9 protein-coding genes are annotated in these 11,140 nt (G+C 64.9%); all 9 read left to right on the top strand.

Annotation, left to right across the window (positions count from 1 at the left end):
* Nucleotides 1-159 precede the first annotated feature (159 nt).
* The 9 genes from glnE to E8E95_RS26420 all read left to right on the top strand — a co-directional run bounded on the left by glnE (nucleotide 160) and on the right by E8E95_RS26420 (nucleotide 11,137).
* On the top strand, nucleotides 160-3,093 hold the full coding sequence (glnE, locus tag E8E95_RS26460; RefSeq protein ID WP_280355110.1) for a bifunctional [glutamate--ammonia ligase]-adenylyl-L-tyrosine phosphorylase/[glutamate--ammonia-ligase] adenylyltransferase: 2,934 nt from the start codon (nucleotides 160-162) through the stop codon (nucleotides 3,091-3,093).
* Between the two features lie 42 nt (nucleotides 3,094-3,135).
* Nucleotides 3,136-4,059 (top strand): branched-chain amino acid transaminase, encoded by a 924-nt coding sequence (locus E8E95_RS26455; protein WP_280355109.1) that lies wholly within the window; start codon nucleotides 3,136-3,138, stop codon nucleotides 4,057-4,059.
* A gap of 99 nt (nucleotides 4,060-4,158) precedes the next feature.
* Nucleotides 4,159-5,202, top strand: a complete 1,044-nt coding sequence (waaF, locus tag E8E95_RS26450; RefSeq protein WP_077524776.1) for a lipopolysaccharide heptosyltransferase II — start codon at nucleotides 4,159-4,161, stop codon at nucleotides 5,200-5,202.
* Complete coding sequence (gene waaC / locus E8E95_RS26445) at nucleotides 5,203-6,264, top strand: lipopolysaccharide heptosyltransferase I (RefSeq protein WP_280355106.1); 1,062 nt, start codon at nucleotides 5,203-5,205, stop codon at nucleotides 6,262-6,264.
* The gene (locus E8E95_RS26440) at nucleotides 6,264-7,385 is read left to right on the top strand and encodes a glycosyltransferase family 4 protein (RefSeq protein ID WP_280355104.1); all 1,122 of its coding nucleotides are present in this window, start codon (nucleotides 6,264-6,266) and stop codon (nucleotides 7,383-7,385) included. The genes waaC and E8E95_RS26440 overlap by 1 nt, the downstream gene beginning before the upstream one ends.
* Entirely contained in the window at nucleotides 7,382-8,197 is an 816-nt protein-coding gene (gene rfaP / locus E8E95_RS26435; protein WP_280355102.1) for a lipopolysaccharide core heptose(I) kinase RfaP, read from the top strand. Before E8E95_RS26440 ends, rfaP begins: the two co-directional genes overlap by 4 nt.
* Nucleotides 8,194-8,931, top strand: a complete 738-nt coding sequence (locus E8E95_RS26430) for a lipopolysaccharide kinase InaA family protein (protein WP_280355100.1) — start codon at nucleotides 8,194-8,196, stop codon at nucleotides 8,929-8,931. Before rfaP ends, E8E95_RS26430 begins: the two co-directional genes overlap by 4 nt.
* Entirely contained in the window at nucleotides 8,928-9,683 is a 756-nt protein-coding gene (locus E8E95_RS26425; RefSeq protein ID WP_280355099.1) for a lipopolysaccharide kinase InaA family protein, read from the top strand. The genes E8E95_RS26430 and E8E95_RS26425 overlap by 4 nt, the downstream gene beginning before the upstream one ends.
* A complete protein-coding gene (locus E8E95_RS26420) occupies nucleotides 9,680-11,137 on the top strand; it encodes a lipopolysaccharide kinase InaA family protein (RefSeq protein WP_280355098.1) in 1,458 nt (485 codons plus the stop codon). The genes E8E95_RS26425 and E8E95_RS26420 overlap by 4 nt, the downstream gene beginning before the upstream one ends.
* Nucleotides 11,138-11,140 lie beyond the last annotated feature (3 nt).

Raw genomic sequence — 11,140 nt, 5'->3', positions numbered from 1 at the left:
ACAAATCGACGAAGGTTTCAGCACTCTGGATACAATCTTTCGTAGTAAAACTACAGACTGCGCGGCGCAGTCGGCTGAAGGCCCCGAGTTAGAGCTGTTCCGCCACCGCTGCGCCAGCCACGGGCCCAGCCTCGGCCCGCAGCCCAGAAAGGATAGACCATGAGCCTGCCGCCGCTGGCCGACCTCTCGGCCAACCTCCAGCCCAGCGCCAATCGGGCGCTGTCTGCCGTCCGCATTGCCCTCGCCGAGCGAAGCTCGGACTTCGACAGTTGGCCCGACGAGCGGCAGCAGGCATTCGCCCGCGTCGCCGCCGCCAGTGACTTCGTCTCCGATCAGGCCCAGCGCGACCCGGCAATGCTGCTGGCGCTGGCGGCTTCCGGTGAGCTGGAGCGGTCGCTGGCACCTGGTGAGCTGCGCGCCCAGATCGCCTCGTTGTTGGACGACTGCGCGGAAGAAGACGATCTCGGCCGTCGCCTGCGTCGCTATCGCAATCGCCAGCAGCTGCGCATTATCTGGCGCGATCTGACCCGACAGGCCGATCTGGCGGAAACCTGCCGCGACCTCTCCGATCTCGCCGACGCCTGCATCGATCTGGCCTATCACTGGCTCTATAGCCGCCATTGCGCCCAGTTCGGTACGCCCATCGGCCATCGCTCCGGTCTGCCGCAGCATCTGGTCGTGCTGGGCATGGGCAAGCTGGGTGCCTTCGAGCTGAACCTGTCGTCCGATATCGACCTGATCTTCGGTTACCCGGAAGGTGGCGAGACCGAGGGGGCCAAGCGCGCCCTGGATAATCAAGAGTTCTTCACCCGCCTCGGCCAGCGCCTGATAAAGGCCCTGGATACGATCACCGTGGACGGTTTCGTTTTCCGCGTGGACATGCGCCTGCGTCCTTATGGTTCCTCCGGGCCCCTGGTGTTCAGCTTCAATGCGCTTGAGCAGTACTACCAGGACCAGGGTCGCGACTGGGAACGCTATGCCATGATCAAGGCGCGCACCGTGGGCGGCGACCAGGCTGCTGGCGCCCAGCTCCTGCAGATGCTGCGTCCCTTCGTCTATCGCCGATACCTGGACTTTTCCGCCATCGAGGCGCTGCGCTCGATGAAGCAGCTCATCCAGCAGGAAGTGCGCCGCAAGGGCATGACCGAGAACGTCAAGCTCGGCTCCGGCGGCATTCGCGAAGTGGAGTTCATCGCCCAGGCGTTCCAGCTGATCCACGGCGGTCGCGACCTCAGCTTGCAGCAGCGGCCGCTGCTGACCGTCCTGGATACCCTGGAAGGCCAGGGCTATCTCCCACCACCCGTGGTGACGGAGCTGAAGGAAGGCTACGAGTTCCTCCGTTATACCGAGCATGCCTTGCAGGCGATCGCCGACCGCCAGACCCAGATGCTGCCGGACAACGACCTCGATCGCGCGCGCGTCGCCTTCATTATGGGCTTCGACGACTGGACCGCCTTCCACGAGCGCCTGATGTACTGGCGCGGGCGTGTCGAGTGGCACTTCCAGCAGGTGATTGCCGACCCGGATGAAGAGGAGGGCGGCAACGGCGAAAGCTGCATCGGCGGGGAATGGCTGCCGCTCTGGGAAGAGGCGCTGGACGAGGAAAGTGCGTGCCGGCAGTTGAGTGAGGCCGGCTTTGCCGAGCCTGCCGCCGCCTGGCGTCGACTCACCGATTTACGCAATGGTCCGCAGGTGCGGGCGATGCAGCGTCTGGGGCGTGAGCGGCTGGATGCATTCATCCCGCGTTTGCTGAACCTGACCGTGGAACACGGCAATCCGGACCTGGTGCTCGAGCGGGTGCTGCCGCTGGTAGAAAAGGTGGCAAGGCGTTCCGCCTATTTGGTGCTGCTGACCGAGAACCCAGGCGCGCTGCAGCGGCTGATCGAACTCTGCGCTGCCAGCCCCTGGATCGCCGAGCAGATCACCCGCTTCCCGTTGCTGTTGGATGAACTGCTCAACGAAGGCCGTCTCTATCGTCCGCCGCTGGCTCCCGAGCTGGCTGCGGAGCTGCGCGAGCGTCTGACGCGCATCCCGGAAGACGACCTGGAACAGCAGATGGAGGCCCTGCGGCATTTCAAGCTGGCCCACAGCCTGCGCGTGGCGGCGTCGGAGATCGCCGGCACGCTGCCGCTCATGAAGGTCAGCGACTACCTGACCTGGCTTGCCGAGGCCATCCTCGATCAGGTCCTGGCGTTGTCCTGGCGCCATACGGTGGCCAAGCACGGTACGCCCAAGCGCGCGGATGGCAGTCTCTGTGACCCGGATTTCATCATCGTCGGCTACGGCAAGGTGGGTGGTCTGGAGTTCGGCCACGGTTCGGACCTGGACCTGGTGTTCATCCATGACGGCGACCCGCAGGCCGAAACCGACGGTGCCAAGCCCATCGATGGTGCACAGTTCTTTACGCGTCTGGGGCAGCGCATCATCCACCTGCTGACGACCCAGACCACCTCCGGCGCCCTGTATGAAGTGGACATGCGCCTGCGCCCGTCGGGTGCGGCGGGGCTGTTGGTCAGCTCCCTCGGCGCCTTCCTGCGCTACCAGGAGAATGAAGCCTGGACCTGGGAACACCAGGCGCTGGTGCGTGCGCGGGTGCTTGCAGGCTCACCGCGAGTCGCCACCGCGTTCGAGCAGGTCCGCCTGGCGGTGCTCGGTCGTGAGCGCGACCTGGCCACGTTGCGTGCCGAGGTCAGCGAGATGCGGACCAAGATGCGCGACAACCTCGGCACTCGTGAGACCTCCGCCGGCACGGGTCAGAATGCCTTCGAGGCCGCGGCGGCCTTCGATCTGAAGCAGGATGCCGGCGGTATCGTCGATATCGAATTTATGGTGCAATATGCGGCCCTGGCCTGGTCACGACAGCATCCCGAGCTGGTTCGTTACACCGATAACATCCGCATCCTGGATGGCCTGGAACAGGCAAATCTGCTGACCGGCGACGAAGTTCGCCTGCTGCAGGAAGCCTACAAAGCCTACCGTTCAGCAGCTCACCGCCAGGCCCTGCAAAAGCAACCGGGGGTGGTGCGCGGGGACCAGTTCCACGCGGAGCGCCAAGGCGTGACGCGGATCTGGCGTGAGTTGGGCTTGAACTGACTCGACGGGCTGAACCAATCGAATTCTTGAGGAGCTGGCAATATGTCGATGGCCGATCGTGATGGCGTGATCTGGTATGACGGCGAACTGGTGCCGTGGCGCGAAGCAACCACTCACGTCCTGACCCACACCCTGCATTACGGCATGGGCGTGTTCGAGGGCGTGCGCGCCTACAACACCCCGGACGGCACCGCCATCTTCCGCCTGCAAGCGCACACCGACCGCCTGTTCGACTCCGCTCACATCTTCAACATGGAGATTCCGTTCTCCAAGGAAGAGATCAACGAAGCGCAGCGCGCCGCCGTCCGTGAAAACGGCCTGGAAAGCGCCTACCTGCGCCCGATGGTGTTCTTCGGCAGCGAAGGCATGGGTCTGCGCGCTACCGGCCTGAAGGTCCACGTGATCGTCGCCGCCTGGCATTGGGGCGCCTACATGGGCGAAGAAGCGCTGGTCAACGGCATCAAGGTGCGCACCAGTTCCTACACCCGTCACCACGTCAACATCTCCATGACCCGCGCCAAGGCCAACGGCAACTACATCAACTCGATGCTGGCCCTGCAGGAAGCCATCTCCGGCGGCGCCGACGAGGCCATGCTGCTGGACCCGGAAGGCTACGTGGCCGAGGGCTCGGGCGAGAACATCTTCCTGGTCAAGGACGGTGTGGTGTACACCCCGGAAGTGACTTCCTGCCTCAACGGCATCACCCGTAGCACCATCCTGACCCTGGCCGCCGAGCTGGGCATCAAAGTGGTCGAGAAGCGCATCACCCGTGACGAGGTGTACATCTCCGACGAGGCCTTCTTCACCGGGACCGCCGCTGAAGTCACCCCGATCCGCGAAGTGGACGGCCGCAAGATCGGCATCGGCCGTCGTGGTCCGGTGACCGAGAAGCTGCAGAAAGCCTACTTCGACCTGGTGACCGGCAAGACCTCCGCCCACGGCGAGTGGCGCACCCTGGTCAAGTAATCCGACTGAGCTGCACGCGGCAAGCCGCAAGCTGCAAGTGGTCATCGCCGCTTGGAGCTTGCGGCTTGTCGCTTGAGGCTGAGGCATGAAACTGCCCTTATGAACATTCTGATCGTAGGACCCTCCTGGGTCGGCGACATGGTGATGGCGCAGACACTTTTCCAGTGCCTGAAAGCCCGCCATCCCGACTGCCAGATCGACGTGCTGGCCCCCGAGTGGAGCCGGCCCATCCTCGAACGCATGCCGGAAGTGCGCCAGGCCCTGAGCTTCCCCATCGGCCACGGCGTGCTGGACATCACCAGCCGGCGCAAGATCGGCAAGTCCCTGGCGGGGCAGTACGACCAGGCGATCCTCCTGCCGAACTCGCTGAAATCGGCGCTGGTGCCCTGGTTCGCCGACATTCCCAAACGCACGGGCTGGAAGGGCGAGATGCGCTACGGCCTGCTGAACGACATCCGTACGCTCGACAAGTCGCGCTATCCGCTGATGATCGAGCGCTTCATGGCCCTGGCCTTCGAGCCGGATGCCGAGCTGCCCAAGCCTTATCCGCGTCCCTCGTTGCAGATCGACCCGGTTAGCCGCGACGCGGCCCTGGCGAAGTTCGGCCTGGACGTGGATCGTCCGGTGCTCGCGCTCTGTCCGGGTGCGGAGTTCGGTGAAGCCAAGCGCTGGCCCGCCGAGCACTACGCCAAGGTGGCGGAACTGAAGATTCGTGCCGGCTGGCAAGTCTGGCTGTTCGGCTCGAAGAACGACCACCCGGGCGGCGAAGACATCCGCATGCGCCTGATCCCTGGCCTGCGCGAGGAAGCCGTGAACCTCTCCGGCGAAACCAGCCTGGCCGAGGCCATCGACCTGCTCTCCTGCGCCAGCGCCGTGGTGTCCAACGATTCCGGCCTGATGCACGTCGCCGCTGCGCTCGCGCGGCCGCTGGTGGCGGTCTATGGCTCGACCTCGCCGCAGTTCACCCCGCCCCTGGCCGAGCAGGTGGAGATCGTCCGCCTTGGCCTGGAATGCAGCCCCTGCTTTGACCGTACCTGCCGCTTCGGCCACTACAACTGCCTGCGCGAGCTCAAGCCGCGTCCGGTGATCGAAGCCCTGGACCGCCTGGTGCCGGACCCGCTCGAATTGGTGGAGAGTCGCTGAGTGCGGGTACTACTGATCAAGACGTCTTCCCTGGGTGATGTCATCCACACCCTGCCAGCGCTGACCGATGCAGCACGTGCAATTCCCGGTATCCAGTTCGACTGGGTGGTCGAGGAAGGGTTTGCCGAGATTCCGGCCTGGCATCCGGCAGTGGCACACGTCATCCCGGTGGCCATCCGGCGCTGGCGCAAGAACATCTGGCAGACGCTCAGGAGTGGCGAGTGGCGCCGCTTCAAGCGCCGTCTACGGGAAGCCCGCTACGATCTGGTGATCGACGCCCAGGGCCTGCTGAAAAGCGCCCTGCTGACGCGCTACGCCAAGGCTCCGGTGGTGGGTTTGGACCGGGATTCCGCCCGTGAGCCGTTGGCCAGCCACTTCTATGACCGGCGCTATCCGGTTGTCTGGGGGCAGCACGCTGTCGAGCGCGTGCGCCAGCTGTTCGCTCAGGCCCTGGATTACCGCGTGCCAGAAGGCGTGGGCAACTATGGCTTGAACCGCGCCCAGCTCGCCGATGCGCCGGGCGGATCGCCCTATCTGCTGTTCCTCCATGGCACCACCTGGGACACCAAGCACTGGCCTGAGAAGTACTGGCGCGAGCTCACCGAGCGTGCCTGCGATCACGGCTGGCACGTGCGCCTGCCCTGGGGCAACCCGGCGGAGAAGGCGCGCGCCGAACGGATCGCCGAAGGCTTGGAAAAGGCCGCGGTGCTCCCCAGATTATCCCTGGCAGGAATGGCCAAGGTGGTAGCCGGGGCGCGCGCCTGCGTGGCGGTGGACACCGGCCTCGGCCACCTGGCCGCTGCGCTGGATGTGCCGACGCTGTCGCTCTACGGCCCGACCAATCCCGGATTCACCGGCGCTTACGGGCGGTCGCAGATCCACCTGGGCAGCGACTTCCCTTGCGCGCCCTGCCTGAAGAAGACCTGCGTCTACAAGCCGTCCGCGGAAGATATCCGCCTGTTCGACCTGAAGCGTGAACAGCCGCTATGTTTTACCCGGCTGAATCCGCAGCGCGTGGCGACCCAGCTGGAAGCCCTGCTGCTGACCGAGGATATCCACTGATGCAATTGGCATTCGTGCTCTACAAGTACTTCCCCTTCGGTGGCCTGCAGCGCGACTTCATGCGCATCGCCCTGGAGTGCCAGCGCCGTGGGCATGCCGTTCGCGTCTACACCATGATCTGGGAAGGCGATATCCCTGAAGGTTTCGAGGTCCTGATCGCGCCGGTCAAGGCGCTGTTCAACCATAAGCGCAATGAGAAATTCACTGCCTGGGTCGAGGCTGACCTGGCGCGGCGTCCGGTGGACCGGGTGATCGGCTTCAACAAGATGCCCGGCCTGGATGTCTACTACGCCGCCGACCCCTGCTTCGAAGACAAGGCGCAAAATCTGCGCAATGGACTCTATCGCCGCTGGGGCCGCTACAAGCATTTCTCCGACTATGAGCGCGCAGTATTCGCTCCCGAATCTGCAACCTCGGTGCTGATGATTTCCGAGGTGCAGCAGCCGTTGTTCGTCAAGCATTACGCGACGCCGGCCAGGCGCTTCCACCTGTTGCCGCCGGGCATTGCCGCAGACCGCCGCGCGCCCGTCAATGCCGCGGATATCCGCGCCGAGTTCCGTCGCGAGTTCAAGCTGGGCGACAACGACCTGCTGCTGGTGCAGATCGGTTCGGGCTTCAAGACCAAGGGTCTGGATCGCAGCCTCAAGGCTGTGGCCGCGCTGCCCCGCGAGCTGAAGAAGCGCACCCGGCTGATCGTCATCGGCCAGGATGATCCCAAGCCTTTCCTGCTGCAGATGAAGGCCCTGGGTATCTCCGACCAGGTAGACATCCTAAAGGGCCGCAGCGATATCCCGCGTTTCCTGCTGGGCGCCGACCTGCTGATCCATCCGGCCTACAACGAAAACACCGGCACGGTGCTGCTGGAAGCCCTGGTCGCCGGCCTGCCGGTGCTGGTCACGGACGTTTGTGGCTACGCCCACTACATCGCCGAGGCCGATAGTGGCCGCGTGCTGCCCAGTCCCTTCGATCAGGACGCGCTCAACCAGTTGCTCGCGGAGATGCTCGCCGACCAGGCCGCCCGCGCCCGCTGGAGCGCCAGCGGCCTGGCCTTCGCCGACAGTGCCGACCTCTACAGCATGCCGCAGCACGCGGCGGACGTGATCCTCGCGGAGCGCCCATGAAACTTGTCCTTGAACCACCCTTCGAGCAGCTCTGGGCCGGGCGCGATGCCTTCGCCGAGGTCGAAGCGCTCAAGGGCGAGGTCTATCGCGAACTGGAAGGCCGCCGCACCTTGCGTACCGAAGTGAATGGCGAGGGTTATTTCGTCAAGATTCACCGCGGCATCGGTTGGGGCGAGATCGCCAAGAACCTGGTCACCGCCAAGGCCCCGGTACTCGGTGCCGGCCAGGAATGGACGGCCATCCAGCGACTGCATGAAGCCGGCGTACCGACCATGACCGCCGTGGCGTTCGGTGAACGCGGCAGCAATCCGGCGCGCCAGCACTCGTTCATCGTTACCGAAGAACTGGCGCCCACCATCAGCCTTGAAGACTATTGTGTCGACTGGCCGCGAAATCCGCCGCCGGTGCGGTTGAAGTGGGCGCTCGTCGACGAAGTGGCGCGCATGACCGGCACCATGCACCGTGCTGGGGTCAACCACCGCGACTGCTATATCTGCCACTTCCTGCTACACACCGCACGGCCGGTCACCGCCGCCGACTTCAAACTGTCGCTGATCGATCTGCATCGTGCGCAAACGCGCGTCGCGACGCCTCGACGCTGGCGTGACAAGGACCTGGCCGGGCTGTATTTCTCGGCGCTGAACATCGGCCTGACCCGTCGCGACAAGCTGCGCTTCCTCAAGGCCTATTTCCGCCAGCCACTGCGTCAGGTGCTGAAGGATGAAGCCGCACTCCTTGCCTGGCTCGAGCAGAAGGCCGTGCGCCTGCTCTCGCGCTATGAACGCAAGTACGCCGAGGGAGGACAGGCGTGAGCCAATGGAAACTGGCAGAGGGGCTGGATGCCGGTGTTGCCGAGCTGTTCGCTGACCTCGACAAGGTGTTCGCCCTGCAAGGCGACTGGATCACCGGGGACCCGTTATCCGAAGTGCTGCGGGTGGAGCACCGTGGGGTGCGCTACTACGTCAAACGTTACTGGGGCGCTGGCAAGGGCTTGCGTCGCTGGCTGGGTCGGCCGCGGGTCAAGGCCGAGTGGCAGAACCTCAAGCACTTCACCAAGTGGGGCATTCCCACCGCCCCCGTCGTGGGCTGGGGCCAGGAGCGCCGGGCCGGCGCCTTCCACCGTGGTGCGCTGATCACCCAGGAACTCAAGGGCACGATCGACATGGCGGAACTGGCCAAGCAGGGCGATCCGCGCCTGGCCGATCCGCATTGGGTCGACCGCGTCAGCCGGCAGTTGGCCAAGGCCACCCGCAGCCTGCATGACCACGGCTTCGCCCACAACGACCTGAAGTGGCGCAACCTGCTGGTCGATGAAGCGGGCGACCTGTTCCTGATCGATTGTCCGACCGGCACTTTCTGGTGGGGGCCATTCCTGCACTACCGGGTCATCAAGGACCTGGCGTGCCTGGACAAGGTCGCCAAGTACCACCTGAGCCGCAGCCAGCGTCTGCGCTTCTACCTGCAATACCGGGATCGGCCGACCCTGGGGCGCAACGACAAGCGCCGGATAAGGCAGATTCTCAAGTTCTTCGAGGGACGCGAATGAGCGACTTCATCGCAGCGGCTGATCGAGAAATTCTCGCCCGCCACGGCCTGGACAGCTTCGAGTCGCTCTGGGCACTGCGCCTGGAGGCAGTGGATGCGCCCAATACCGGGCGCGGTGGCTGGAGCAGCGTGTTCCGCCTGGATCTCGGCGACGCCGCCTACTATCTGAAGCGGCAGAGCAACTTCCTCAGCCGAAGCGTATTGCGGCCATTTGGCGAGCCCACTTTCTCCCGCGAGTTTCGCAATATCCGCCGTTACCAGGACCTGGGTGTTCCGGCCTTGCAAGCGGCGTTTTTCGGTACCCGCCAGGTCGATGGCGAACGCCGCGCGATCCTGGTGTCCCGTGCCCTGGACGGCTGGCGTGAACTGGCCGGTTACCTCGAGCTGTGGAACGGAATGGCTGCTGAGCAACGTGCGGACGTCATTGCCGCCGTAGCGGGCCTGGCACGTCGTCTCCACGGCGCTGGACAAGTACATGGGTGCTTCTATCCCAAGCACGTCTTTCTGCGAGAAGCCCGGGACGGATTCGACGCCTGTCTGATCGACCTGGAAAAGACCCGTCCGCTGTTGCTGGGTCGTCGTGATCGCGTCAAGGACCTGGAAGCCCTGGTTCGCCGGGCGGATGCCTGGGGTGAGGTCGAGGTGCGCGAGCTGCTGGCTGGCTATCTGGAGCGTCCGCGGGATTCGGCCGAGGTCAGCGATTGGCTGGCTCGTCTTGCCAGTCGCCGCCGCAACAAGGAGCGCGGGCAATGACCCTTGCAGAACTGGCCCTGGCGGGGCGCAGTCCGCAACTGCCCATTCGCCTGGACGTCGCTGGCGGCCTGGAACTGCAGAGCCTGTTGCGGGTGCTGCCCGGGCAGCGCTACGTGGGCGAGGCCCTGTGGCAAGGGCGCAAGGTGCTGGCCAAGCTGCTGGTTGGCGGCAAGGCCGAGCGGCACTTCCATCGCGAGCTCGCAGGTGCCCGCGCGCTGCGTGAGCACGGCATCGATACCCCGGAGCTTCTGAGCGATGGGCATCAAGCGGGGCAAGGCGGCTGGCTGTTGTTCGAGTACCTGGAGTCGGCGGAGAGTCTTTGGGACGCCTGGCGCGAGGTCGAGCGTGACGCACCACTGTCCGACGGCCAGCAGGCCGTGCTGGGCGAGGCGCTTGGCGCCATCGCACGGTTGCACCTGGTCGGGCTCGCCCAGGAGGACCTGCACCTCGACAATCTGCTGCGCCACGGCGGCAAGCTGCAGGTGATCGATGGCGGCGGCATTCGCGCCGAAACGCCCGGAAGTCCGCTCCCCCGGGACAAGGTTATGGCCAATCTGGGGGTGTTCTTCGCCCAGCTGCCGGCGGAGCTGGACCCGTTCCTGGAGGAGCTGCTGGTGCAGTACCTGCTGGTCAACGGCGAACATGCCTTGCCGCTGGAGGCGCTGGAAAAGGAAATTGCCCGGATGCGGCGTTGGCGTCTCGGCGACTATATGAAGAAGATCGCTCGCGATTGCAGCCTGTTCGGCGTGGTTCGTGGTGCGTTCGGCCTGCGGGCGGTCCGCCGTGAAGCGCAGGCGGACCTGGAGGAGTTGTTGCAGGCTCCGGATGCCGCGCTGGCGCAAGGGCGCTCGCTGAAGCAGGGAGGCACCGCCACCGTGGCGGAGGTCGCCTTCGGTGGGCGCAAGCTGTTGGTCAAGCGCTACAACATCAAGGGCCTGGGGCACTGGCTGACACGCTTCTGGCGGCCGAGCCGCGCCTGGCACAGCTGGCGCGAAGGCAATCGACTGGAGTTCCTCGGCATCGCCACACCGCGTCCGCTGGCCGTGATCGAGCGGCGCTTCCTCTGGCTGCGCAGCCGTGCCTACCTGATTACCGAATATCTCTCCGGCCAAGATATAATCGCCCGTTTTCGACCTCATCTGGATGACCCGGATGGGGCTGGTGCTCCACCCGAAGCCGAATTACGCGCCCTCGACCGACTGTTTGCCGCGCTGATCCGTGAACGCATCAGCCATGGCGATTTCAAGGGCAGCAATCTGTTCTGGCAGGACGGCCGCTGGACCCTGATCGACCTTGATGCCGTTTGCCAGCATCGCAGCGAAGCAAGTTTTGCCCGGGCCTACGCCAAGGACCGCGCGCGCTTCCTGCGGAACTGGCCGGCCGAGTCGGCATTGCACCAGCTACTAGACAAACGTTTACCGCAGGTGCCGGGCACCTGCCCTGAAAGAGGCTAACCC

The organism is Pseudomonas sp. BN414 (assembly GCF_029871275.1).
In the GTDB taxonomy this organism is placed as follows: domain Bacteria; phylum Pseudomonadota; class Gammaproteobacteria; order Pseudomonadales; family Pseudomonadaceae; genus Metapseudomonas; species Metapseudomonas resinovorans_C.
Note: the sequence above shows the minus strand (reverse complement) of the source record. Positions and strands in the feature narration are given on the sequence as shown.

Excerpts from the sequence above, each read along its gene's own strand:
- glnE (WP_280355110.1), top strand. The coding sequence starts at position 160 with ATGAGCCTGCCGCCGCTGGCCGACCTCTCGGCCAACCTCCAGCCCAGC.
- E8E95_RS26455 (WP_280355109.1), top strand. The coding sequence starts at position 3,136 with ATGTCGATGGCCGATCGTGATGGCGTGATCTGGTATGACGGCGAACTG.
- waaF (WP_077524776.1), top strand. The coding sequence starts at position 4,159 with ATGAACATTCTGATCGTAGGACCCTCCTGGGTCGGCGACATGGTGATG.
- E8E95_RS26440 (WP_280355104.1), top strand. The coding sequence starts at position 6,264 with ATGCAATTGGCATTCGTGCTCTACAAGTACTTCCCCTTCGGTGGCCTG.
- rfaP (WP_280355102.1), top strand. The coding sequence starts at position 7,382 with ATGAAACTTGTCCTTGAACCACCCTTCGAGCAGCTCTGGGCCGGGCGC.
- E8E95_RS26425 (WP_280355099.1), top strand. The coding sequence starts at position 8,928 with ATGAGCGACTTCATCGCAGCGGCTGATCGAGAAATTCTCGCCCGCCAC.
- E8E95_RS26420 (WP_280355098.1), top strand. The coding sequence starts at position 9,680 with ATGACCCTTGCAGAACTGGCCCTGGCGGGGCGCAGTCCGCAACTGCCC.